A 22,480-nucleotide genomic window follows, 5' to 3' on the forward strand; every position below is an offset into this window, starting at 1 on the left:
CGACTACGAACCGAAGACGTGCGGGAGAGACTCGGCACAGAGAAACACGAGGAGTTTCAGCCCCACGCACGTGAGGGCGAGCGCGATCATCGCGCCCGTAAGCCCCACATCCGGCTCATCCTCCTCCATCACCCTCACCTTGTCCGAAGGAGAGGAGGATGGCTTCGGGAAACGAAGAAAGTTCGGAAGCCGCCGAAAGTTCGCTACCATCACTCACCTCTTTCCTTGATTCGTGACTTAATACAGTATAGCGCATCCGCGCCAAAAAGTCAATAGCCCTCGGATGCACGTCGGAGGGCTATTCCCCTACGTTTTTTGACGCATCATCCTGCGCCTTCTTGCGCCGGATTTCTTCCTCCTGTTGCTCGTAGCGCAAAGCGGTGACGCAGGCGACATCAACGAATTCCATGATTTTCGCCGCGACCTTTTCCACAAAGCGCTGATAGCGTGGGTTTGCCTTGAGCGGCTCCCGCTCCGTCTTCACGATGCGCCGGGCTTCCTCCTCCTTGTCCGCGAGTATCTTCCAAAGCTCTTTCGGAAGTCGCCGGCTGACATGCCCACGACACCACTGATAGCTCCGGAGTTCCGCGGCAAGCTCACGGTAGTACCGATTAGCCATGAGCCGCCTGCGCTCCGTGGCCGCCATCGCGTGGATCTCCGCGTCCGTACGCACGAGCGCGATATGGATACCGTCGGGAATGCAGCGCCCGAACCGATCTTTGATGTCCGGCTCCTTCTGCTCCAGCTTCCACTTCACAAGGTCGTCTTCCAACGCGTTACTGAAGAGCAGAATGTAACGCACTGAACCGTACCGCCGCAGATGCTTGGAGAGCGTCCGGAACGGCTTCTTGCGCTCGGAGTATTTCACTTGCACCTTCATGGAAAGACCGTTGCGCAGCCCGATGATGAAATCAATTCCCGTTAAGAAATCGACTCCCTGCCCATCTGCCCCGCGAATAAAGCCGGGAATCTTTCCTCGCGCCTTAAGGAGCTCCACCGCGTCATTTGTCACCTCCTCCACCCAATGACCAAGATTATTCTCTTCCGACACGCTTTGCCCTCCAAATCAAGAGCAACCATTTGCTTCTTTTATTATACCATCTCAAACTTCCGCTGGTCGGGATGAAACTCAAGTTCAACATCGGAAACAATAATTCGTGGCCTGAATTCCTTCGGAATCGCGCGCATGCTACGCTCAATTTTTTTCATCTGCAAAAAACGCAACATTCGTTCCATTGCGTTGCCCATCTTGCCCGAAAGCATCGCGGAAAGCATGCGACCGACAATGTTTGCCCGATCCCCGATATGCCGCGCGTCTTCCGCGTATTGTGTTTCATCCCCCATCCAACCCGCGTTCGCCGCCCAAAACGCATTGACCGCTTCGGGTCTCCCAAACACAGGCACAAGCGAGGAGTACATTGCCCGCCACGCATCGCTGTATGGCGGCTTTAAACAATACGCGCTTCGGGTGACAAAATGATTCAGACACACTTTATCCGCCGCCGTTTCGTGGCGGTCAAGGCGCGATCTGCGCCAGCCAAAAATCCCGAACACCAATGCGGCAAAAAACCGCGCGGTGAAGATCCGTCCTTCACGGCTTCCTATCAGCACATCAAAATCCGACGTTTGGTTAACATTCCCCGTCGCCATGGAACCGGAGGCAAGCGCAAACTCCACAAACGGAATATAGCGCACGAGCCACGCGCGGCGCAAAAACTTCTTCCACTTTATATCGTAAAGCACTTGCTGCTGACGTTTTGCTCCGAGGGCGGCTTCCATAACTATTCCTCGCTATCCGGTCCCTCGATAAGTTCCGGCTTAACCCCTACCGCTTCTCCGGTAATCTTCAACACATCTTTATCAATCTTTCCGAATTCTTTATACGCGTGGTTATACATGGAAACCGTCGTTCCGAGATTTTTCCCCACCTTCTGCATATATTCATCAAACGTCAGGAGATGACGTCCCAAGTTTTCCACTTGCTTGGTAATTTCTTTTGCCTGTTCCGATATTTTTTGATTGCGCAAACCCTGCAGCACGGTCTGGAGATACGCGAGGAATGACGTCGGCGAAACAATAATGACGTGCTTTGTTCCCGCGTAGTTAATCAGATTCCGTGTTTCTTCGGCAACGGCGCCGATTTTGTTAATGAGCAAGTCGTAATAAATCGCCTCTGACGGAATAAACATAAACGCAAAATCCATTGTGTTCTCCTGCGGCTTCACATATTTTGACGTTTCATCAATGCGGACCTTCAAGTCCGCGACCAGCGCTGCTTCGTAGCGCTTTTTTTCTACCGGATCGCGCGCTTCCAAGATGCGGTTGTAGTTTTCCAGGCTAAACTTTGAGTCAATGGGGATGACGCGCTTATCCACAAACACGGCGGCGTCCACAATGACGCCGTCCGTAAACGCGTACTGCATCTGATACGAACCCGGCGGCAACACATTCTTCAATACCGTCTCCAAATAATATTCGCCCAAAATGCCACGCTGTTTCGGGTTTTTCAAAATATCCTGCAGGTTTTTCAACTGATCGGCAAAACTCACGACCTGCTTGTTTGTTTCGTCCAGACGCGTCAGTTTTTCCGTTACGTCACGGATGATGCCGGCGCTCTGACTAAACTGATGCTGCATCGCGCGCGCGGATTCGCCGAGCTTCACATCCAGCGTCTGCGCGATCTGGCTAATCTGCTGCTGCAGCATCAGCATGGACTGCGTATCGTCTTTTGGCTTAAGTGCCTCAAGCGTTTTCCGCAAAGCAAAATACAGCGCCGCGAAACCAGCAATAACAACCGCAAGAACAATGGCGAGCGTCGTGATGTTCATATCTCCAGTATACGAGATTTTCCGATTTGGTGTAAACTAAGATTCATGAGACTTCTCGCTGACATCATGCGTCTTGCAGCGGCGATTACCGCCCTCTATACGTTTTATATCGGCCACACCGGAGACGCGCTTATCGTCCTCGCGATTACCCTTGGCACGCTTGGCTTTAAGCTGCGCCGCCATATTTTAATTGAAGAGTCGCGCGAAGCGGACCGGTGGGAGTTCGCGCTTACGCTTCTTTTTACCACTAACATTATATTTGTCGCGCTCGAACTTTTTTATCAGCCCTCGCTTGCTTTCTTTGATACGTTGATGCATTTTGCCGGAGGCGCGGCCGTCGGATGGTGGGCACTCCTCGCGCTCACCAACAACCGCACCCTCGCGCTTGACCCCGCGCGAGCGCTCCTTTTTATTATCGGCGCCGCGGCATTGCTGGGCATTGGCTGGGAACTTTTTGAATGGGCGCTGGATAACACCGTGGGCGTTTGGTACACGGCCCAAAAAGCGCAACCAAGTTTAAATGACTCCATGGCAGACTTGGCACTGGATGTCCTCGGCGGCTTTATTGTCGGAGCGTTATTGCTCCGCTTCCGAAAAAAACTACTAAGCTAGAACTTACGCATTTCGCGCTTTTTTGTCATTCCCGCGGAGGCGGGAATCCAGTAATAAGCCGTTTTTAATGCTCTGGATTCCCGTTTTCACGGGAATGACGCTAATTGCGTAGGTCCCATAAGCGTATCTACGATTCGTCCGGTGCAAGGACTACAAGCGCAAGCGCGGCAAGGCCAAGCGAAAAATCGCGGAACACCACGTCCATAAACCGCAGATTAAACACCGTCACCGAAAAGAGGAACAGCGCCGCAAACCCCGCGGCCCAACGCAGGTTACGGCCGGAGAGCAGCCACAATCCCAATCCGATCTGCGCGATTGATGCGCCATCCAAAAGCAGCGTCGGAGAGACGGGGCTCAACGCCACCACAAATCGCGGAATCCAATCTACCCACGCCTCCGGCACGCGGATACTCTGTATCGCCGCGTAAAAAAATACAAATGCCAGCGCGACACGCAACAACCATCTCGCTTGAGTGATCTTTGACATTATATTCAACATATCCCCGCCTTCCGCGTGAGTCAATTACCGGTCTGGACAGGATCCGTGTAAAAGTTTTATACTGAGCGCAGTAATAGGCGGATCATGCCGCCCCTTGTTCCTAACCTCAACACGAAGGAGATTGCATCATGTTGCACCGATTTGCTCTTGTGCTATTGGGGCTTTCTACGACATATGTGTTCGCGGAAGGCGGACCGACGCCGGAGGCGCTCGGCAAGGCATTCGACGCGCAGGTGGCGCGGCTCACGGAACGCGGCTATCCGAAGATGTTCGGGGAGTCAAAGATCTTTGACGAGACGATGGCAAAACTCCGGGCGGAGGCGGTGCAGTATGTGCCGGCAAAACCGGAATACACATTCCTCATCGTCATCCCCGAGAACGACGCTCCGCTTGCATGGCAAGTACGCCAAATTATCACGCCATCGGGCGAGGCGTGCAACATTCCGCTGGAGTTCGCATTCCGCGAGAATGTAGAAATGAAAAACAACGGAACATTCACGACGCCACGTGAGCCGTATCTCTGCTATGACATTGATGCGGGCGATGCCACCGCGAACCAATGGATTTGCGACGTTGCCGTCGGACTCGCTACGGCGCATCGCAGAGGACTCACACTCCTCGAGTGCGTGTCGTTCCTTGTCCAGCATCCCGAACTCCTCTCAAAAACGAAGGTTGCCGCGTTCGGCACCATGATCGACGACCCCAAGCGCGGCACTATGTGCGCGTATTGGAACTTGGAAAATGCTCGTCCGTACCACCCGTATGTGAGCATGACGGATTGGACACTACTCAACAATCCCAGAAGCGGCGATTGGTACAGGCACATCCAGTTCCCTACATGCCGGGAGTAGAACCATGCATTACAACATGCGATGCGCGTTTATGCTCTTCATCGCGATGATAGGCGTAAACGCCGACGAAAGACCCAGTGGCCGTATGTGGGAGGCCGAGGATCTTAAAACGCGCTATATCGCGCAAGTTGCGCGACTGCGCGCGTTGGGATACCCCGCAATGTTCGGCGGCGACTCCCTCTTCGAAGAGCGGTTCAAGGCGGATCGGCAACCATGGAGTCCCTACAAATCCGTCTACGAGGAACTCTTCAAAACAACGCCGGTGTGGGTAGACGACGGGAACATTCCGATGCTCATCGTCGTTCCGCGGAACTGCGCGCCGCTCCGCTGGCAAGCGACACGCGTGATGATTGACGGCGTGAAATCGGATGCGCCGCAATTTGAACTCTCCCGCGTCCAAGACATCGCCGATAGCCCAGCGCTGCAACGTCCGTACATCCTCTTCAACGTGAATCCGGGAGCGGATACATACACCACATCGGTGCATGGCGCGGAAAATGACTTGAAAAACATGCATCGGCGCGGACTCACCTTCGCCGAAGGTATCGCGCTTCTCGCCCAGTACCCCGATGTCATGAAATGCAATCGTGGCATAAACGAGGACTACCGCGAACGTTTCGCTTTCGGTCGCGTCGTCTTCCTCGGGGCGAGCTACGGCGGTGCGTGTCCCTGTGACAACACCGCGGAGGAATTTATCACGTTCAAGGTGCGCAAGCACCAGGGAGACGGATTCGCCCGCGGCTACTTCACCCCCGTCATCCGACGGGACATGACACCAAACTACTCGCGATTCTTGTTCCCCTCGTGCGAAGCGGAATGAAACTAGAGTCGCGCGTAAAACGAAAATTCCCCGAGTCGCCTGAGGCGACCCGGGGAATTTTGCTTTCCGGCGCGGTAGCTATTTCTTCTTTTCGTCACCAAGCGCCAGCACGATGACCTCAAAATGCACGGGGTGAAGACTCTGTTCGTCTGCTTCGGAGCACAACTGCAACGCATGCGGCTCTCCGAAGTACACATCAAGGTGCGCGACGTTTCTCTTCACGGGACAAAACACCCCCGACCCCGAATCGCCACGACTTTCCGGCGCGAAGAGCTCTGCGCCAACTTCACCGGCTTTCTTGGTGAAACGGCGCTCCATCCGCGCAACTTCCCGCACTGCCGCAGCGTCCATGGACCGCGACCAACGCTGTGACATGTTGTTATGCGGCGTCCGACAGATAGGACACTGGTTGAATCCAAGCTCCCACACCAGGAACGCGGTGAATGCGAGCGACATACGCCGGTGACAGAAGAACCGCGCGTCAGCTCCCCTGGCGGTTGCCGCATAACGGAAACACACCGCGAGCAGCGTCGCGTCCTTTTCGCTCTGCAAATCCAGCGCAGAAGCAAAGAGATCGCGATGCCGTAAGTCACCGACCGGGATGACGTCACCAACCGCGACGCACCTCTTTGGCGCATCATCATACGCCAAGTCCGGAAAGTGCGTCCAGTAATGGCATTCATCGCTATAGGTACGGAGGACATTCTCGGCGATGTTAAAGAGCTCATGCAACGACTTCTTCCCTGTCATGTCGAGCAACTGTTGCACGCCGCCCTTCACCCTCCACCACGAATAACGCGCGTAGAGGTAGATGTTCCAGAGCGCTACCCTTCCCCAAAACGACGCGATGAGAAATATGCTAATCGCGCCGAGGATGAGATACGTCTTATCGACATCCACCATAACTCGCACTCCTTTGCAATTTTGATGCCACGCTAAACTGCCTCAACTATCGCACAGAAACAACAAAAAATCAACGCGCCAACAGCGGCAGAATGCCGTCGCGCTATTCTTCTCCGGTCAACACGTCAAGCGCCGACGCCGTGTAATCCGCGGAGTTACTTTTCTCATCAGAGCCGAGCAACGCCGCTTCATCCTGTAATCCGGAGCCCAAGTCAATCTCGTCAAGTTCCGCGTACGGTTGAACGTCTTCGGCAAGATAATGCGCCGGCACGTATGTGTATAAAAAACTCGCCCCCAGAAGAAGCAACGCGGTCATAAATGTGATGCGCTGACGCCGTTCCATGTCTTCATCATAGCGCCAATATTTTTTTTCACAAACTATTTCTGTGGAAAAGGTCTTGCGGTGAAACAACCAGATGCTCCACGCGCACGCCTAAAAGCCGAATTAGTTTTTTCTTCGGGTTCTCACGCGCGTCCAAAAACGGCAAAAATAATCGCACCGCTTCAAGTTCCAGCGTCTTTGCGTTAGATGCATACCGCTTCATAGTATATGCACGGCTGACAGTCTTAAAATCCCCGAATCGCACCGTGATTGAAACCGTTTTCCATTGAAATCCCTCGCGCGTCGCGCGCGTCGCGACCGCAAGACACATCGCCCTCAACCGGCCGAGCAATAACGTCGCGTCGCGCGTATCAACCTCAAATGTTTCCTGTTCGCCGATGGATTTTGTTTCATATCCCTCTACCACCGGACTATCATCGCGGCCGTTTGCTTTTTCATTCATCTCACTCCCCCACTTACCGAACCAGTCCGTCAGTTTCTCCGCGCCGACACCGCGGAGTTCAGCGATGGTTCGGATGCCACGTTGCTCCAACATTGCCGCGCTCTTCGGCCCGATACCCGGGATTTCTTTTGCGGGCAATGGGTCTAAAAACTTTTGCGCCTCTACTTCTGTTATGACCGTAAGGCCGTTGGGCTTATGGCTTCCCGCCGCGATTTTTGAGATAAGTTTATTCGGCGCGATACCGACGGAACACGTCAGCTTTTCTTTCGCGGCAATTTCTTTTTTTATTTTTCCCGCGATAGTTTTTGCCTTCGCGTAACTTCCGGCGCTTGAAACGTCGGCATACGCTTCATCTATGCTCGCGGGCTCCAGCTTATCTACGTAGCGGCGCATGATATCCATAATCCGCGCGGATGTTTCGCTGTATTTATGATATGTACCCGCCAAAAAAACCGCCGGCGACTTACCTTCGCTCCTTGCCTGTTCGGAAAGTCGCCACGCCGTGGAAATCGGCAACGCGGAATGAATGCCGTATTTGCGCGCCGCGTAGTTTGCGGTTGAAACAACACCGCGTCCGCCTCCATCTTTCGGATCCGCGCCAACGACGATGGGTTTCCCTTTGAGCCACGGCTTATCGCGTTCTTCCACCGACGCGAAAAACGCGTCCATATCAAGGTGTAAAATAATTCTCATGCTCATGTCATGCTGAGCATAGCGAAGCATCTCTCATCAGGCAACAAGAGATTCTTCGCCAGCCGCTGCGGTCTCAGAATGACAATCCTAAAAACTTCTTCAGCACCTCCCGCGTGGCGGCAATACCCTCGAAAAAGAACGCGTTGATGCCCAAACTCTTCGCGACCGCGATGTTTTCTTTACCGTCATCAAAAAAGAGAACTTCTGAAGGTTGCAGGTTGAAATCCGCAAGAACCTTTTGATACGCGCGCGCATCGGACTTCACGAACCCCGTTTGCCATGAGTAATAGACGGCATCAGTCAATGACCGTAAAAACGGGAATTGATGATCGTAGTAATCCGTGCGTTCCTTAAAGTTATTGGAAAGTATGACAACTTTCGCGCCGTGTTCGCGCACCGCCTCGACAAGCCCCACAATTTCCGGCACCGCCTCCTCGGGGTCAAACCAAAAATTCCAAAACAATTTCGGCGGAAGTACCGTGCCCCATGCCTTGAGGTGCGGCTCAAAATACGCGTACCCGTCGCCCGCGCCCGGCAACCGCATCTTCCCAAGCGACTCCTCAAGCACCGGCAAAAATTGTGCCTCCGGTACGCCCAAATAATCCCGAAACCGCTCTGAAAGTTTCTGACTCGTGACGAAGACCCCGTTTAAGTCAAGGATGACTGCTTTAATCATGTATAGTATTCACGAATATCGCGAATCGCAAATAGAAATAACGCGAATGGGCTAAGTCACCTTCTCTCGCGCTTCCACGTACGGGCAATAGTCGCATTCCGCTCCGGCTGGGGGCATACCTCCATCATACAACTTCCGCGCGTTTAAAATCGCGCCCTCCACCCACGAGCTATCCCCTTTCATCGGTTCCAGGTATACATCAAACGACATTTTTGTATCGGCAAAACCTTTTTCTTTATTCACTTTGCAAAAAAGAAAATAGCCGGTGTCAGAAACTTTCTCGCCGCGCGTCCGCAAAAGCCACTGATAAATCTCCATTTGGCGGCGATAACTGTCATAAATAGAATGCTCTTTTGCACCAGTGGCCTTGTAGTCCACCACCATCAACTCTTTCTTGGAATTAATCCAGATGTCGTCCACCGCGCCGTAGACCAAAAAATCCGTGGCTTTGTGCTCCACCTGCACGCCGGTAAAATTGTGTCGCCATGTGTTAATCTCCGGACAATTGTACGGAATCGCGTCAATGTTATTTTCTTTGATGATGCGGTGCGCGGTGCCCGCCTCGCGGTGTTCATCAAACTCGCGCTTCAGCATCGTGTCAACGGCGAGATTTAACGTAAACGGAAATCCCGGCGGGCGTTTCACGCCTTTTGTCATATCCAGCCAAAAACAGCGCGGACACTCTAGGGATAATTCTATCTTTGATCTAGATAATTTAGTCATGAAGTTATGTGATATTTTGCGAGGAATAGCTGCCTCCAATTTCTAATTTCAAATATCTAATATCTAATATCTAATTATTGTATTCCTTCGACTCCGCTTCGCTTCGCTCAGGAAATAAAATATTTTTTACTCGCTGAGCTCGTCGAAGCGATACCTTAATTAGAAATTGGAAATTAGACATTTCGCGGTTCTGCCTTAAGCGCGAGGAAAAGTGGGATTTCTTTCCGGGCGCGGTCTTCGGCTTTTGCGCGAGGCCCACGTTCACTCACTTTATGCGAAATCCATTCCTGGCAATCGGTCACCGCGAAGCCGGCGTTACGCAATGCCTTCACGTATGACTGCAGCGGACGGTGGAATGACCATGTGACTTCTTTTGTACGCTCGCCCGGGTGCATTTCAATCGGCACTTTCAACTCTGTCATGTACGCGTTCATTCGGCGGTACTGCAATTTTTGCGCCTCATCCCATCCCCAAGCGGAAAGCTTCGGGATGCGAAACGTGGGATGATTGAGCACGATAACAAGCCGACCCTTAGGCGCCAACACGCGGCGGGCTTCTTTCAGCACTGCGTCCATGCGCTCCATGTTCTGCAACGCAAGAATCATCACCGCCGCGTCAAACGCGCCGACGTTTAAGAAACTCAAATTTGCCGCGTCGGCAACTTTATAGAGCGCTTCCGGAGGAGATTTCTTTTTCGCGATGGCAATAAGCTCGGGCGAGGCATCAACACCCAGCACGTTCGCGCCTAATCTATGAAATTCGCGCGCAAAAAATCCTTCGCCACAGCCGATATCCAAAATGTCTTCACCTTTATGCAAATCTAACAGCGTCAACACACCGGGAAGAATGACTTCCTTTTGGTAACTACCAGACTCTTCAACCACTTTAGAGTACCACTTGCCGTGGCGTTCCCAGGAGGTTTTTGCGGCGGGTTTTCCTATCTGTTTACGAAACATACTTCTACAATACCGAAATACACCCCAAAACGCAAAACAGTCTCCGGAGGCGACCGTTTTGGTTTTAAAGGCAAAACGTCGCGGATGCCCGAAGGCAACCGCGACGTTCTTCTTTTTACCCGCGCGACGCGCGGATTACTTCATCTTTCAGCTTCATCCTCAGCTGGCGCTTGCCGCCTGCGCATCCTCCTTCTTTGCCCACTTTCCGACAAGCATAGCGACAACCGTCGCAAAGATCGCGTACCCGACAAGCACTGCAGGCGTCGCCTCAGCACTGAGGAACAGGGCAAAGATGGCTTTCATCGCCTCGTTCCACCCCAGCGCCGCCACAACGCCAATCGCCGCCGCAATAGCAAGCGCCGTGCTATTACTTACCTTACGCACTTCTCCGCCCAGACGCTTCACGCCATCCACGAGATCGTCCTTCTTTTCATTCACAATAAACTCCTTTCAATAGCATCGCCCCACACACGACCGAAGTCATGAGGGGGCGATGAAGATGTGCGGGCACATAGTTACTTGCCCGCGGGAACGGACTCGGCCGGCGCCGGAGCCGTTGCGGAGGAAACCGCCTCCAGGAGCTTCGTGAGTTCGGGCTTCGTGCGGCAGAGCAGCCACGCACCCGCACTCAAGGTCCCGACGAGCGCGAGCACAAGCATGGCACTCGTGAGCATCGTGTCCCACGTGCCCACCGACGCCTTGAAGACCTTCACGCCCTTCGCGATGAGGAAGCCGAGAAGCACCGCCACGAGGACCAGAACGACTGCGACGGCCCACTCGCCCGTACCCAGCGTTACGGCGGCGAGGAAAACCATGGTGCTATTCATTGAAGTACCTCCTTCTGAATAGCGGTTACGACTTGCAAAACATCAGACCACCTGCGCTTTGCGAACTTTCTTTAATATAACAGACCTACAGTCCGAGGATAGTGGGGGTGTTAATAACCCGAAAACTCTTCGGTTTTTATCGCGCCATCATCAACGCCCATCGCTACCAGCATCTGCCACGTTGCAGCGACCATTGCCGGCGGACCGGCGATGTAAAAACGCGCGGTTGAAAAATCCGGCGCATACTTTGCAACCATTTTTTCATCAATGCGGCCGCGCTCCCCCTTCCATGTCGGATCAAATCCCTCCGTCAACGTCGCAATGAGTTTGAAATTTTCATTTTCCCATGCGCGCAGTTCATTTAAAAACGCGGACTCGCCGGCGGTGCGGTTGGAATAAAAAAGCGCGATGCGATGGGACAACTTTTCATGCGTCGCCCATTCAATCATGCCCCGCATTGGCGCGATGCCGATGCCGCCCGCAATCATGATAATAGGACGGTCTGATTTTTCCGGAAGCACAAATGAACCGCCGATGCCGGTGAGCCGCACTTCCGCGCCAATGGCAAGATCGCGCAAGTTGCGCTTAAAGGCACTCTTGCCATTGCGTATCACGATCATAAATTTCTCTTTATCATGTGGCGAGCTGGCAATAGAAAGCGTGCGCGTCACTCCTCCATCGTCCCGATATTTGGGGTTCATCAACGTGATGTCTACCCATTGTCCGGCGTGAAATGAAAACTCTGCCGGCACCTCAAACCAAAACACCGTCGTGCCGTCGGCAACTTCTTTGCGTTCCCGTAAAACGATTTTTGTATCTCCGGCTTCCATACATTGATTATATCCTCTTTACAAAAAGAAAAGGGCCCGTCATCACAAGGACAACGGGCCGCTTTCATGCTAGGGTGGCATCTCTGCCGCCTCCTAATTGAGAACCAAAGAATGAGTTGAAAGCGAGGGTAGGTCGGGTGGCAGATCTGCGCTCTGCGGTAAAGCGCGGCGCGATCAATGCTCTTCCCGGCCTACCCTTGGGCTGGCACTCTATCGTCTAAGAAGTCTGACATTCCTCTCACGAGATCTGATGAATCCCGCAAGAAGTTTGCCGTTCCGCTTAAACAACAGCGTGTGCGCCCGAAGCTTGGGGAGGCAGACGTGCGCGTTGGCTGCTCTCAGCACATCAGCGATATTGAACCACCATGCTTTCGCCGGTGGCTACACCACCAAATGTGCCTGGCAATACCCGCCACAATCGCCTGCCTCCCATAAGCACTCGTTTTTCCCTTTCACTCTTACTAACAGCCAGTATAGCAGAGGCGGGCGAGGTTGTCAATACCCCCCTGAAGTCAACGAGGAAAGGCCGTACCACACTTGTGGTACGGCCTTTGATACGAACGTGTATGCTACTTCGCCATGCAGCGACGAAGAATCTTGATGCCTTTCGCAAGGTCCTTCGTACTGATGTTCACCGGCACCATACACCGAAGCGCTAGTTCCCCCGCGGAAATGATGGACACTCCGAGCTCCGGGTGCTTCCGCGCCCGTTCCGCCACAGCATTGCGCTCTTCTACCGTCCGGAACACGATGCGCCGCATGAGCCCGAGTCCTTCCGGAGCGAACTCCGCAAGCAGTACGATGCGCCTCGTGAGGTCTTCCCTGTTGAGCGCTTCCAACTGCTCAATGATGTTGAATGCCGCTTCCGTGGCAAAGGCATTCCCACCAAAGGTATTGGAGTGCTCCCCGGGAATCGGGAAGTCAAACTCCGCCCGCGCAATCGTTGCGCCGATGGGAGCACGCCCTCCCCCCAACGCCTTGCTGAGGCAGATGATGTCCGGTTCCAGGAAGCCGTCTCCGACCCTGAAGTACTCGCAGGCGAACATCCTGCCGGTCCTCATCATGCCGGTCTGCACTTCGTCCACCACGAGGTAAACATCGTGCTTCCGGCACTCCGCGACGAGCAGTTGCAGGCAGTCCTCGTCCATAACGCGGATGCCGCCCTCGCCCTGAATGAGCTCCACAAACATCGCCGTCGCATCCGCGAAGGGCTGCAATTTCAGCATCTCCTTGAATGCGGCGATGCTCTCCGGATTGTTACGCTCGGGGAACGGGAGGTGCCGAACAGGAATTGCCCGATCCTCTTTCACCTTCATACCCACCGAGAGGTCGCCGCGGTCCAGGAAGAACGCCTCGGTGTGCTTCTTCTTGCTGCAGTTGAGCGACAGCGCGAAGCCCGTGCGTCCGTGGAACGCTCCTCCGAACGCGCAGAACACCCGCTTCCCCCGGAGACGCTCTTCCGCTTCGTCGCCGTACACCGCCATGTACTCATGGTAGCGGCGTGCCAGGCACATCTTCACCGCCGCTTCCACGCTCTCGGCGCCCGAGTTGCCGAAGAACACCTTTTTCGGGTGCTTGCCGGGCGTGATAGCGCAGAGCTTCTCTGCCAGCTGCACCTCGGCGTTGTTGAACCACTCGTTGCCGGGAATCATGAGGAGCTTCCCGTCGTGCCCAAGCGGCGTCACACCGATGCCGGAGCAGAAGTCAATGAGCTCCACCTGCTGCCCGCTTTCCGCGAGCACGCCCCAGATGCGCGACCCTTCCCCATAAAGCGGAACGAGGTCGCTGTCGATCGTCGTGTTCACGACGTGCTTCTTGCCGAGGCGATAGATCTCGGCGGGACTGAGCTGACGCAGCATTGCGCGTCTCCTTAATGGCGCCGCCACAATTAGCGGCGTGAACTGCCTATATCATATAAAAATAACGGCTAAAATGCAACAGTATATACAAATTCGCGCGGTAGAGATATGTTTATGATAGAATGGTTTCCTGTTGGAGGATAACTCATGAACGACGCAATCGAGGAGCCGACACTGCTTTGTCCGCCGGAACAGTGCGGAAATTGCGGCACTCCAGCTGATCTTAGCAGCAGCACGCATACGAACGTAGAAAACTGGCGCTGCCCTGGGTGCATGAAGAAATGTTGCAACGCCTGCTTCAAGCCCAACTACGACGGCGACGGCAGTACATTCTTCTGCCCCAACCCGAGCTGCAAGAAGCTGCTCAAGTTCCCGTAGACCGCAACGACCCAGTCGCCTTAGGCGACTGGGTCGCAGCATTTTAACATAAGGTTGTCCTTCAACAAGTTCAGGAACTCAAATCATAGTCCCTGAGTCTATCGAAGGGCCACAATTACTTTTTTGCTCTGCCCTCAATAATGCCAAGTGCTATATTCCCAGGGACTTCCTCATAATGATCAAACTCCATCGTAAAGTTGCCTCTGCCTTGCGTCATGGAGCGAAGTTTCGTGGCGTAACCGAACATTTCGGCGAGCGGCACCATGGAGTCAATCACTTTGATGTTGATGCGGTCGCTCATGTTTTCAATTTTGCCACGCTTCGAGCTGATGTCGCCGGTGACGTCACCCATGTAATTCGCGGGGACAAGCACCTGCACTTTCATGATCGGCTCAAGCAAAATCGGGCTCGCACGCCTCACAGCCGACTGGAACGCCATGGAACCGGCAATTTTAAACGCGGCCTCGCCTGAGTCCACTTCGTGGTAGGAACCGTCATAAAGCTCAACTTCCACATCCACAAACTTGTAGCCGGCGATGACACCGCGATCAATGGCTTCCGAGATGCCTTTTTCCACTGCCGGAATAAACTCCTGCGGAATGGAACCTCCCTTGATGGCGTTTACAAATTCAAATCCCTTGCCGCGCTCCAATGGCTTGATTCGGATGCGCACGTGGCCGTACTGACCGCGGCCTCCGGACTGCTTGATATATTTTCCTTCAGCTTCGGCTTCGGCTTTGATGGTTTCTTTATACGCCACCTGCGGCCGGCCGACGTTGGCGCCCACGCCAAATTCGCGCTTCATGCGCTCCACGAGCACCTCAAGATGCAGTTCACCCATACCGGAGATAATCGTCTCACCGGTTTCCGGATCGCCCGCCACGCGGAACGTCGGGTCTTCTTCCGCCAAGCGGTGCAAGGCAAGTCCCATTTTTTCCTGGTCGGCTTTCGTGTTCGGTTCAATGCGGATGCCGATGACCGGCTCAGGGAAAATTATTTTTTCCAAAAGTACCGGATGCTCTGGGTCGCACAACGTATCACCGGTTGTCGTATTTTTCAAACCCACAAACGCGCCCAATTCTCCGGCATGAATGTCGTCAATGTCTTCGCGATGATTGGCGTGCATGCGCACCATACGGCCGACGCGCTCTTGGGCGTCTTTCGTTGAATTCAAAATGTAGCTGCCTTTTTTGAGCACGCCGGAATACACGCGGAAATATGTCAGCGAGCCGACAAACGGATCCGCGGCGATTTTAAACGCCAACGCCGTGAACGGCTCTTCATCTTTCGGATGACGCTCAATGGGCAGGTTGGTTTTCAAATCGGTCGCTCTTGTCGGCGGCACATCGCTCGGCGCCGGAAGGTAGTCAATGACTGCGTCAAGCATCAGCTGGACTCCCTTGTTTTTTAAGGCAGAGCCGGTCACAACCGGAATAATGGTTCCTTTGATGGTCGCGATGCGCAACATGCGCTTCAATTCTTCCAGCGGCGGAACTTTTCCTTCCAAATATGCCGCCATCATCGCGTCTTCCTGCTCCACGATTTTCTCCACTAATTCGCCGTGGCGTTTCTTCGCCTCGGCTAGAGAATGCTCCGGAATTTCAGATTCAATAATATTCTCACCGCGCTCACCCTCAAAGTGATAGGCCTTCATCTTCATCAGATCAATAAGCCCCTCAAACGCGCCCTCAAGACCGATCGGCAGCTGAATCGGCATCGCGTGCGGATTCAACCGTTCACGAATAGACGCCAAGCTTCCTTCAAATGAGGCGCCCATGCGGTCCAGTTTGTTGATAAAGCAAATGCGCGGCACGGCATATTCGTCCGCATAGCGCCAGTTAGTTTCGGATTGCGGTTCAACGCCGGAAACGCCGTCAAACACGACGACGGCGCCGTCCAAGACGCGCAAGCTGCGCTTCACCTCCACGGTGAAGTCAATGTGACCGGGAGTGTCAATGAGGTTGATGCGGTGTTCAAACGCCTTGTCGCCGTTACGATACGTCGCAGTCCAAAAACAGGTCGTCGCGGCGGAGGTGATGGTGATGCCGCGCTCCCGCTCCTGATCCATCCAGTCCATGACCGTGTCGCCCTCGTGCACTTCGCCGATTTTGTGCGACACGCCGGTATAAAAAAGAATACGCTCAGAGACGGTTGTTTTTCCTGCGTCGATATGCGCGATGATGCCGATATCTCTAACTTTGTCGATGGGATATTGTCGGGACATAACGATAAAAGCTTCTTTAGCTTATCAGCTTCATTAGCTTTTTAGCGCGTCGCTCTAAGGAAGCTAATAAGCTAACGCAGCTAGCAGTTCTACCAGGAGAAGTGGGCGAAGGCCCTGTTCGCTTCCGCCATACGATGCGTATCAAGCTTCTTCTTCATTGCGCTGCCTTCGTTCTTTGCCGCGAGGATGAATTCCTCCGCCAATCGCGCCGCCATCGGTTTTCCTTTCTTTGATTTCGCCGCCTCAATCAGCCACTTTGCCGCAAGCATAAATTTGCGCGTGGGCCTGACCTCGCGCGGCACCTGGTAGTTCGCGCCGCCAACGCGGCGAGTTGAAACCTCCACGAGTGGCGTGACGTTCTCCAGCGCTTTTTCAAACACCGGCAACGGCTCCAGCTTGGTTACTTTCTGAATTTCGGCAAATGCATCGTACATCACCTTCTCCGCGGTCGTCTTTTTTCCCTTCTTCATTAAATAGTTAACGAAGCGTCCGACGACGGCGCTCTGGTATTTCACATCCGGCTCATGTTCGCGCTGATAATTTCTTTTGCGTCTCATAATTTCTTCTTATCTCTTACTTCTTATTTCTTACGTCTTGCTTTTTACTTCTCCCCTGCCTTCTTCCGCTTTGCGCCATATTTACTCCGTTGCTGTTTGCGCGCTTCAACGCCAACAGTGTCCAATTTTCCGCGCACAATGTGGTAGCGCACACCCGGAAGGTCTTTCACGCGGCCTCCACGAATGACCACCACCGAGTGTTCCTGCAAGTTATGCCCTTCGCCCGGAATATAGGCAGTGACCTCCATACCGTTCGTCAAACGCACGCGCGCGACTTTGCGCAAGGCGGAGTTTGGCTTTTTTGGAGTCGTGGTAAACACCTTTAAACACACGCCACGCTTAAACGGCGAGGGCGTAAAAAGCGGACGGTTTTTCACGTAGTTAAAATATTTCTGCAAAGCCGGCGATTTTGATTTTTTAGACAACGGTGCACGACCGCGCTTCAATAATTGAGAAATTGTAGGCATGAGTTAGCTTTTAGCTGATAGCTTATAGCTTATAGGAAAACCTTGAAGTAAGTCAAGGGCTGATTCGGTGGGTTCTATAATAATGCCTGGCCGCCCACAATCAGCTGATACAAGCCGTAGATCAGCGGCTCAATAAGTTGGAAGCCGAAGAAAATAAGCAGCAGCAATATCGTGAAACCGTAGCGCTCCAAAAAATCGCGAATGTTGTTATATCGTGGCGGAAGGAACGCAAACAGCACTTTTGAACCGTCGAGCGGCGGCAATGGCACAAGATTAAAAATCGCAAGCAGGATATTAATCAATACGATGGTGTGGAAAAAGAGCGGCAACGGCGTTGAGGCAAGCACGCCAGAAAATGACGCAAGCCGGATAAAAACGCCGAAGATGACCGCCACAATGATGTTACTCAACGGTCCCGCCGCGGCAATAAGGCCCGCTCCACGCTTCGGTTCGCGCAACCGACGCGGATCATACGGCACGGGTTTTGCCCAGCCGAAGACCACGGTGCCGCTTGTCGCGACATATAAGAGCAGTGGCAACAGAAACGAACCAAAAAGTTCCAGGTGCTTTAAGGGGTTCAGCGTCAGGCGGCCCGCATCTTTCGCGGTAGTGTCGCCCAAGCGCAACGCAACCACACCGTGCGAGACCTCGTGCACGATGACCGAAAAAATAAATACAATGAGTTGAAAGAGTTGGAACATGGGAGTATTCGCGAATAATGCTAATCTTCTTCAAAATAATGCGAATAGGGAGCGATTATTTGCGTTATTTCGTCTTCATTCGCATTATTAGCGATTACTCCTATACGATAACATCAGCGGCCAGGACTGCATATATGAAAGACCGAGTTTGTCGCCCAATCCTTTCCAAGTGGGCATGCCCAAGGCACAGCGTTTTTTGTTCAAGATGGCCACGCCGCCGGAACTACCGTTGTCAATAATCGCGGACCCTTCATAAATTGGCCCCGCGTCTTCCTCAAAAATGTTCGCGACGTACCCAACAGAGACCGCGTTCTCCGGTCCCGTAAAACGCGGGTAGCTGACGATGGTAATTCGGTCGCCGATCTCCACATCCGCCACTTCGCAAAACCCGATGCCCAGGTCGTCATACGACACGGGCTGAACCGCGACGCGCGATTTTGTGGCGCCGAGTTTTAAGAGCGCGAAGTCATATGTATCGTCAAACACGCGCCTTACGACCTCCGCGGCGTACACCGTGTTATCTCCAAAGACCACTTCGCACTGCGGCGTGCCCGTTATCTCGTTATCCGCAATCACGTGCGCGTTCGTCATCACCACAAATTCGTCGCCGACCGCCGGATAACGCCCTAACAGCGAACCCGAACCGGCGCGAAAATTTACCGTGTTCCCCGAGCGAGCGATCGTGCACCGAATCCGCGCCGTTGCCTGCAAGAGCGAATTAATAAAATCCTTCGGCAACGGCTCGCCGCCGATTTTTTTGAGCCGTTCAAGTTCAGTGCTCACGGTTTCCACTTTCGTCTCTAGCGTCCCGATGGTTTTCCCTTGCTCGCCCAATTTCTGCTGCTGCACCGTGGATAATTGCCCTTGCACATCCAATAATCTTGACTGCGCGCCGAGTGTTTCGCTCAATTTCGCGCGATCATTTTCCAACACTGACTTTGTTTTTGCCAACGCATTATTCTCGCCCTCCAATGTTTTGATACGCCGCGTAAGCGTGGTTTGTTCTTTTTCGAAACGATAGAGCGTTTCAAGCGCCCGCTGCTCCGCCGCGCTGGCACGCGCCGCGGACTCTTGGTACAGCGTAAATATGCGAAACGACAATGCGCCGCTTCCGGCGAGCGCGACGGCAAAAACAACCGCTAATGATACGCCGAAATTCCTCATTGCTATATCCCAAACTTTTCCTTCTGTAACACGGGATAAAACTGCGGATCAATAACGCGCGTGAAACATACCCGGCCCGCATCATGGTCCCAGTTTGCGCCATAGGGCTCATAAACAGCCCGCGGCTTTACCGCTCCCGTCAAAACAGCGCCGGTTGAAGGGAGGTCGAACGCCGCGCAGAGTTCAAACGCCAACTCGCCGGTCGTCCGATACTCATAGATCGCGACGGTTGAAGGGTCTGTCGGCGCGCGGAAACCAGAAATGGGATCTTCCAGGTCCGCCAGTGCTTGCGGCAATTTCCCTTTGCTCTGCCAATAGTAAATAATCTGCCCTTGCGTCATCTGCAAATCGTTCACGCGACGCTCATCAAAACGATATAATCGCGCGCGGAGCGGTGATCCGGCGGTGAAGAATCCGCCGATAACCGCAACGAGTATAATGGCAATAATCGCGCCGACAAATAACCGTAAGGATTTCTCATTCCACTTATTTTTCAGATCGCGCAGATAAAACATGAATATCGCGCCCGTGGTCAGAAACACCGTCACGATTTTAAGCGCGAACCGCACCGTGAGCTCTCCACCCAAAAAGTTGTACACGAGCGTCACCAAATCGCCGATGATGACGATTGCGGTCACGAACAACGTAAAATGCACAAGCCACTTCCTGACGCGCAATTCGCGCTTTTCAGGGATCGCCGCATAGTCGCGATAGAGCAAACGCATCACATAGCAATGCACCGGATACACGATGATAAGTGATGCCATCGCAAAACGTATGGTTCCGGCGTAACCCGAAAAATACTCCGGCTGGAGTTGGTCGGGAAAATAGATGTTGATGTATTGCCAAATCAGCGTAATAAAATTCACCGCGACGTAATACAGCGTACCGATGGATAATATATGCAGAAAGACGTCCTTTGGGGTGCTTTTAATGTTGGTGTCCATAATTCTATTCTAGAAAACTTTTACATAAATGGAAAGGAGGCGCTCTGCGGTGCAGATGCGCCTCCTTTTGCGTACCGATGCGATCGTCACGCGACGATGACGCGCCAGTCTCCCAACGACGCGTCGTTATCCGCACCGACAACGATGACATTCGCGGTCATCTGCATGGACGATGCGAGCGACTTTGCCATCGTCGCGTCGCCGACGATGACGGCGCCGGCGTAAAGGAACGGAACGATGTAGATGCTATACCTGAACCGCCCCTTGAGCTCATTCCCGACGCGCTTCGGAAAGCCCTTGCCCAGCGCGTCCATGAGATGCTTGTTCAGAGCGTCGCAGAGGGGAATGCGCAGCGACGACTCATCGAGACGTTTGCCGATGACGTTGCCGAGCGCGCCGTAGAACAAGGCATCGTAGTACGGCCTGCCCCAGCAGATCTCGTTCTCCATCGCCTCATTCCACACCTCCTCATCGAAGAAGAGATCCGCATCAAGAGGCGCGATGGGAACATCGCCGATAACGGCGACGATCCTCCGCGACGCAATGTAACTTCCCATGGAGACGAAGGTCAACTGCCGGACGTACAACCCGGACGCCTTGAACGCCTCCGCGATCGCGTTCGCGTCCACCGCATCCGCGCTCGAAAGGTCGTACTTACCAACCTCCGCCTTCAGGAACAGCGGCTCGAAGAGCTCCCTTGCCTGAAGGACAAGCTCCGGATTCTTCGACTCCTTCGCGAGATATGCGAAGAATGCCTCGCGGTTCACCGTCGGCTCCGCCACGGTCCTACTCATAACGACCTCCATTTTGTCCTCCCCAACCGAAACGTACCTTGCAAACTACACGTCTGCAATTGCAAAAAGCATAGCACGACGTCCGCTGTATGTCAAAATCACGCGCGAAAAGTCGGACGTTTTATTATTCGCCTATTCGCGCGAATAAGGGGCATAAGAATGAGGAATGCGTGGTTACAATCCAATTATCTCCACCACCTTTTCCTTTGAGGTTTGGCCGCTGACGATGGAAACAAGCGAAGGCGCGATGCCAAAATATTCGGCGAGTGCGTCAATGATGGCGAGGTTCGCGCGGTTGTTCACCGGCGGGTCTTTCACGGCAACGATGAAGTGCGTATCATCAACTTTTTCTACGAATTCTTTGCGGGATTTCGGTTTTGCGTGGACAAAGATTTTCATAGAGTAATCACGAATAACGCGAATCGGGCTCGGCAATAATGCGAATAGCTCGCTAACGCGAAGCGCGCGGGTTTCTTGCGATGTGCAACGCGCCGACGGTATGCTCGCGGATCAAATTGATCCTGCCTTCGTCAAAAAACTTTTGGGCAATATCTTCCACGGCCGCCGCCACTTCGGGACGATTTTTTTCAAACCACGCAACTGCGATATCAAACGCGCCGAGTTTTGTGTGCGTGCTACCCTCGGCTCCCGGGTACCCCTTCACGCGGAGTTCCTCTTGATACGCGGCAGTTCTGGCAAGCGAAGAAATGACCAAAAATAACCCTTCCGGATTGATATTGCGACGCTGCAGCTCCGCGCCCCACTCGGCGGCGAATTCATCCAACAACTTTTTTGTTTCTTTATCCAATACGCGAAAATGTTCCGGCACGTTTGCTGAAACGCGAAAAAATGCGCCGTTAATAACCCGTTCCGCGCGGCCACTCCCAAGCGCGTGCTCAATATCCGCTTCGGTCTGCATCACCGGCGCGTCCTTCCACCATTCGGCCTCCAATTTTTGCGCCGCTAAAATTTCCGCAAGTTCTTCCGGCGGAGTTTCGGGCACGGCGGGCTTCAACTGTTCATTCATACGATCGATTACTTCGCCGCTGCTTTTACAAACGCAAGGAACAATGGATGCGGAGCGAGAGGACGGGATTTAAATTCGGGATGAAATTGCGTGCCAAGAAAAAACGGGTGCTTTGATTTCGGAAGCTCGGCGATTTCCATCAACTCGCGGTTCGGGGACGAACCGGAAAAGACCAACCCATGCTTTGCCAGCGCATCAACATATTCAGGATTTACTTCATAGCGATGGCGATGTCGCTCGGAGATTTTCTGCTGCCCGTACGCCTCATACGCAACTGTTTTCTCCGCGAGCACGGCCGGATAAGCACCAAGCCGCATGGTTGCGCCATAATTTTTCTCCAGCATGTTTTTCTTTTGCTC

The 22,480-nt window shown here is 53.4% G+C and carries 28 protein-coding genes; 3 read left to right on the forward strand and 25 right to left on the reverse strand.

What is annotated here, in order from left to right; all coding sequences use genetic code 11:
* Window positions 1-3: 3 nt before the first annotated feature.
* The 4 genes from Q7R85_03130 to Q7R85_03145 all read right to left on the reverse strand — a co-directional run bounded on the left by Q7R85_03130 (window position 4) and on the right by Q7R85_03145 (window position 2,828).
* The gene (locus Q7R85_03130; protein ID MDO8585086.1) at window positions 4-210 is read right to left on the reverse strand and encodes a hypothetical protein; all 207 of its coding nucleotides are present in this window, start codon (window positions 208-210) and stop codon (window positions 4-6) included.
* Window positions 211-298: 88 nt separating this feature from the next.
* Window positions 299-1,051 (reverse strand): hypothetical protein, encoded by a 753-nt coding sequence (locus Q7R85_03135; protein MDO8585087.1) that lies wholly within the window; start codon window positions 1,049-1,051, stop codon window positions 299-301.
* A 41-nt stretch (window positions 1,052-1,092) separates the two neighbouring features.
* Window positions 1,093-1,779 (reverse strand): hypothetical protein, encoded by a 687-nt coding sequence (locus Q7R85_03140; protein MDO8585088.1) that lies wholly within the window; start codon window positions 1,777-1,779, stop codon window positions 1,093-1,095.
* 2 nt (window positions 1,780-1,781) lie between these two features.
* Window positions 1,782-2,828 (reverse strand): DNA recombination protein RmuC, encoded by a 1,047-nt coding sequence (locus tag Q7R85_03145; protein ID MDO8585089.1) that lies wholly within the window; start codon window positions 2,826-2,828, stop codon window positions 1,782-1,784.
* 45 nt (window positions 2,829-2,873) lie between these two features.
* Between Q7R85_03145 and Q7R85_03150 the strand changes: the two genes are divergently transcribed.
* Window positions 2,874-3,440 (forward strand): hypothetical protein, encoded by a 567-nt coding sequence (locus Q7R85_03150; protein MDO8585090.1) that lies wholly within the window; start codon window positions 2,874-2,876, stop codon window positions 3,438-3,440.
* A gap of 127 nt (window positions 3,441-3,567) precedes the next feature.
* Here the strand turns inward: Q7R85_03150 and Q7R85_03155 are convergent, their stop codons facing one another.
* Window positions 3,568-3,927: a DoxX family membrane protein gene (locus Q7R85_03155; GenBank protein MDO8585091.1), complete on the reverse strand. Its 360-nt coding sequence runs from the start codon at window positions 3,925-3,927 to the stop codon at window positions 3,568-3,570.
* Between the two features lie 140 nt (window positions 3,928-4,067).
* Here Q7R85_03155 and Q7R85_03160 point away from each other — a divergent pair, with 140 nt between their 5' ends.
* Entirely contained in the window at window positions 4,068-4,790 is a 723-nt protein-coding gene (locus tag Q7R85_03160; GenBank protein ID MDO8585092.1) for a DUF5701 family protein, read from the forward strand.
* A 4-nt stretch (window positions 4,791-4,794) separates the two neighbouring features.
* Window positions 4,795-5,610, forward strand: a complete 816-nt coding sequence (locus tag Q7R85_03165) for a DUF5701 family protein (protein MDO8585093.1) — start codon at window positions 4,795-4,797, stop codon at window positions 5,608-5,610.
* Between the two features lie 78 nt (window positions 5,611-5,688).
* Here Q7R85_03165 and Q7R85_03170 read toward each other — a convergent pair whose 3' ends face one another.
* From Q7R85_03170 to Q7R85_03265, 20 genes are all read right to left on the reverse strand, one after another.
* The gene (locus tag Q7R85_03170; protein ID MDO8585094.1) at window positions 5,689-6,513 is read right to left on the reverse strand and encodes a hypothetical protein; all 825 of its coding nucleotides are present in this window, start codon (window positions 6,511-6,513) and stop codon (window positions 5,689-5,691) included.
* Between the two features lie 103 nt (window positions 6,514-6,616).
* Window positions 6,617-6,856 carry a hypothetical protein gene (locus Q7R85_03175; GenBank protein ID MDO8585095.1) on the reverse strand — a complete coding sequence of 80 codons (240 nt, stop codon included), beginning with the start codon at window positions 6,854-6,856 and terminating at the stop codon, window positions 6,617-6,619.
* 28 nt (window positions 6,857-6,884) lie between these two features.
* Window positions 6,885-7,991: a DNA polymerase IV gene (gene dinB / locus Q7R85_03180; GenBank protein MDO8585096.1), complete on the reverse strand. Its 1,107-nt coding sequence runs from the start codon at window positions 7,989-7,991 to the stop codon at window positions 6,885-6,887.
* A 73-nt stretch (window positions 7,992-8,064) separates the two neighbouring features.
* Window positions 8,065-8,667 carry an HAD-IA family hydrolase gene (locus Q7R85_03185; protein MDO8585097.1) on the reverse strand — a complete coding sequence of 201 codons (603 nt, stop codon included), beginning with the start codon at window positions 8,665-8,667 and terminating at the stop codon, window positions 8,065-8,067.
* Between the two features lie 51 nt (window positions 8,668-8,718).
* Entirely contained in the window at window positions 8,719-9,324 is a 606-nt protein-coding gene (locus Q7R85_03190) for a PD-(D/E)XK nuclease family protein (GenBank protein ID MDO8585098.1), read from the reverse strand.
* A gap of 239 nt (window positions 9,325-9,563) precedes the next feature.
* Complete coding sequence (locus Q7R85_03195) at window positions 9,564-10,346, reverse strand: class I SAM-dependent methyltransferase (GenBank protein ID MDO8585099.1); 783 nt, start codon at window positions 10,344-10,346, stop codon at window positions 9,564-9,566.
* Between the two features lie 159 nt (window positions 10,347-10,505).
* Window positions 10,506-10,784, reverse strand: a complete 279-nt coding sequence (locus tag Q7R85_03200; GenBank protein MDO8585100.1) for a DUF5654 family protein — start codon at window positions 10,782-10,784, stop codon at window positions 10,506-10,508.
* Between the two features lie 77 nt (window positions 10,785-10,861).
* On the reverse strand, window positions 10,862-11,173 hold the full coding sequence (locus tag Q7R85_03205; GenBank protein ID MDO8585101.1) for a hypothetical protein: 312 nt from the start codon (window positions 11,171-11,173) through the stop codon (window positions 10,862-10,864).
* A gap of 110 nt (window positions 11,174-11,283) precedes the next feature.
* The gene (locus Q7R85_03210) at window positions 11,284-12,003 is read right to left on the reverse strand and encodes an FAD-dependent oxidoreductase (GenBank protein MDO8585102.1); all 720 of its coding nucleotides are present in this window, start codon (window positions 12,001-12,003) and stop codon (window positions 11,284-11,286) included.
* Between the two features lie 569 nt (window positions 12,004-12,572).
* Complete coding sequence (locus Q7R85_03215) at window positions 12,573-13,862, reverse strand: aminotransferase class III-fold pyridoxal phosphate-dependent enzyme (protein MDO8585103.1); 1,290 nt, start codon at window positions 13,860-13,862, stop codon at window positions 12,573-12,575.
* A 493-nt stretch (window positions 13,863-14,355) separates the two neighbouring features.
* Window positions 14,356-16,464: an elongation factor G gene (gene fusA / locus Q7R85_03220; protein ID MDO8585104.1), complete on the reverse strand. Its 2,109-nt coding sequence runs from the start codon at window positions 16,462-16,464 to the stop codon at window positions 14,356-14,358.
* An 89-nt stretch (window positions 16,465-16,553) separates the two neighbouring features.
* Complete coding sequence (gene rpsG, locus Q7R85_03225) at window positions 16,554-17,021, reverse strand: 30S ribosomal protein S7 (GenBank protein MDO8585105.1); 468 nt, start codon at window positions 17,019-17,021, stop codon at window positions 16,554-16,556.
* A 44-nt stretch (window positions 17,022-17,065) separates the two neighbouring features.
* Window positions 17,066-17,488 (reverse strand): 30S ribosomal protein S12, encoded by a 423-nt coding sequence (gene rpsL / locus Q7R85_03230; protein MDO8585106.1) that lies wholly within the window; start codon window positions 17,486-17,488, stop codon window positions 17,066-17,068.
* A 74-nt stretch (window positions 17,489-17,562) separates the two neighbouring features.
* Entirely contained in the window at window positions 17,563-18,189 is a 627-nt protein-coding gene (locus Q7R85_03235; protein ID MDO8585107.1) for a site-2 protease family protein, read from the reverse strand.
* 87 nt (window positions 18,190-18,276) lie between these two features.
* On the reverse strand, window positions 18,277-19,353 hold the full coding sequence (locus Q7R85_03240) for a trypsin-like peptidase domain-containing protein (protein MDO8585108.1): 1,077 nt from the start codon (window positions 19,351-19,353) through the stop codon (window positions 18,277-18,279).
* 2 nt (window positions 19,354-19,355) lie between these two features.
* Window positions 19,356-20,300: a DUF5671 domain-containing protein gene (locus tag Q7R85_03245; protein MDO8585109.1), complete on the reverse strand. Its 945-nt coding sequence runs from the start codon at window positions 20,298-20,300 to the stop codon at window positions 19,356-19,358.
* A gap of 86 nt (window positions 20,301-20,386) precedes the next feature.
* Window positions 20,387-21,094, reverse strand: a complete 708-nt coding sequence (locus tag Q7R85_03250; protein MDO8585110.1) for a hypothetical protein — start codon at window positions 21,092-21,094, stop codon at window positions 20,387-20,389.
* A 174-nt stretch (window positions 21,095-21,268) separates the two neighbouring features.
* Window positions 21,269-21,493: a DUF167 domain-containing protein gene (locus Q7R85_03255; GenBank protein ID MDO8585111.1), complete on the reverse strand. Its 225-nt coding sequence runs from the start codon at window positions 21,491-21,493 to the stop codon at window positions 21,269-21,271.
* Between the two features lie 52 nt (window positions 21,494-21,545).
* Window positions 21,546-22,121 carry a DUF5715 family protein gene (locus tag Q7R85_03260; protein ID MDO8585112.1) on the reverse strand — a complete coding sequence of 192 codons (576 nt, stop codon included), beginning with the start codon at window positions 22,119-22,121 and terminating at the stop codon, window positions 21,546-21,548.
* An 8-nt stretch (window positions 22,122-22,129) separates the two neighbouring features.
* Window positions 22,130-22,480, reverse strand: a 351-nt coding sequence (locus Q7R85_03265) for a CTP synthase (protein MDO8585113.1), incomplete at its 5' end; no start/stop codon positions are given.

The organism is bacterium, from assembly GCA_030649055.1.
In the GTDB taxonomy this organism is placed as follows: domain Bacteria; phylum Patescibacteriota; class Minisyncoccia; order UBA6257; family JAUSGH01; genus JAUSGH01.

What these genes read in the sequence shown, in the direction of transcription:
- Q7R85_03170 (MDO8585094.1), bottom strand. Translation starts at nt 6,513, where the DNA reads ATGGTGGATGTCGATAAGACGTATCTCATCCTCGGCGCGATTAGCATA.
- Q7R85_03195 (MDO8585099.1), bottom strand. Translation starts at nt 10,346, where the DNA reads ATGTTTCGTAAACAGATAGGAAAACCCGCCGCAAAAACCTCCTGGGAA.
- Q7R85_03155 (MDO8585091.1), bottom strand. Translation starts at nt 3,927, where the DNA reads ATGTCAAAGATCACTCAAGCGAGATGGTTGTTGCGTGTCGCGCTGGCA.
- Q7R85_03140 (MDO8585088.1), bottom strand. Translation starts at nt 1,779, where the DNA reads ATGGAAGCCGCCCTCGGAGCAAAACGTCAGCAGCAAGTGCTTTACGAT.
- fusA (MDO8585104.1), bottom strand. Translation starts at nt 16,464, where the DNA reads ATGTCCCGACAATATCCCATCGACAAAGTTAGAGATATCGGCATCATC.
- Q7R85_03250 (MDO8585110.1), bottom strand. Translation starts at nt 21,094, where the DNA reads ATGAGTAGGACCGTGGCGGAGCCGACGGTGAACCGCGAGGCATTCTTC.
- Q7R85_03165 (MDO8585093.1), top strand. Translation starts at nt 4,795, where the DNA reads ATGCATTACAACATGCGATGCGCGTTTATGCTCTTCATCGCGATGATA.
- Q7R85_03130 (MDO8585086.1), bottom strand. Translation starts at nt 210, where the DNA reads ATGGTAGCGAACTTTCGGCGGCTTCCGAACTTTCTTCGTTTCCCGAAG.
- Q7R85_03145 (MDO8585089.1), bottom strand. Translation starts at nt 2,828, where the DNA reads ATGAACATCACGACGCTCGCCATTGTTCTTGCGGTTGTTATTGCTGGT.
- Q7R85_03255 (MDO8585111.1), bottom strand. Translation starts at nt 21,493, where the DNA reads ATGAAAATCTTTGTCCACGCAAAACCGAAATCCCGCAAAGAATTCGTA.
- Q7R85_03190 (MDO8585098.1), bottom strand. Translation starts at nt 9,324, where the DNA reads ATGACAAAAGGCGTGAAACGCCCGCCGGGATTTCCGTTTACGTTAAAT.
- Q7R85_03245 (MDO8585109.1), bottom strand. Translation starts at nt 20,300, where the DNA reads ATGGACACCAACATTAAAAGCACCCCAAAGGACGTCTTTCTGCATATA.
- Q7R85_03260 (MDO8585112.1), bottom strand. Translation starts at nt 22,121, where the DNA reads ATGAATGAACAGTTGAAGCCCGCCGTGCCCGAAACTCCGCCGGAAGAA.
- Q7R85_03185 (MDO8585097.1), bottom strand. Translation starts at nt 8,667, where the DNA reads ATGATTAAAGCAGTCATCCTTGACTTAAACGGGGTCTTCGTCACGAGT.
- dinB (MDO8585096.1), bottom strand. Translation starts at nt 7,991, where the DNA reads ATGAGAATTATTTTACACCTTGATATGGACGCGTTTTTCGCGTCGGTG.
- Q7R85_03205 (MDO8585101.1), bottom strand. Translation starts at nt 11,173, where the DNA reads ATGAATAGCACCATGGTTTTCCTCGCCGCCGTAACGCTGGGTACGGGC.
- Q7R85_03240 (MDO8585108.1), bottom strand. Translation starts at nt 19,353, where the DNA reads ATGAGGAATTTCGGCGTATCATTAGCGGTTGTTTTTGCCGTCGCGCTC.
- Q7R85_03150 (MDO8585090.1), top strand. Translation starts at nt 2,874, where the DNA reads ATGAGACTTCTCGCTGACATCATGCGTCTTGCAGCGGCGATTACCGCC.
- Q7R85_03235 (MDO8585107.1), bottom strand. Translation starts at nt 18,189, where the DNA reads ATGTTCCAACTCTTTCAACTCATTGTATTTATTTTTTCGGTCATCGTG.
- Q7R85_03210 (MDO8585102.1), bottom strand. Translation starts at nt 12,003, where the DNA reads ATGGAAGCCGGAGATACAAAAATCGTTTTACGGGAACGCAAAGAAGTT.
- Q7R85_03215 (MDO8585103.1), bottom strand. Translation starts at nt 13,862, where the DNA reads ATGCTGCGTCAGCTCAGTCCCGCCGAGATCTATCGCCTCGGCAAGAAG.
- Q7R85_03160 (MDO8585092.1), top strand. Translation starts at nt 4,068, where the DNA reads ATGTTGCACCGATTTGCTCTTGTGCTATTGGGGCTTTCTACGACATAT.
- Q7R85_03175 (MDO8585095.1), bottom strand. Translation starts at nt 6,856, where the DNA reads ATGGAACGGCGTCAGCGCATCACATTTATGACCGCGTTGCTTCTTCTG.
- rpsL (MDO8585106.1), bottom strand. Translation starts at nt 17,488, where the DNA reads ATGCCTACAATTTCTCAATTATTGAAGCGCGGTCGTGCACCGTTGTCT.
- rpsG (MDO8585105.1), bottom strand. Translation starts at nt 17,021, where the DNA reads ATGAGACGCAAAAGAAATTATCAGCGCGAACATGAGCCGGATGTGAAA.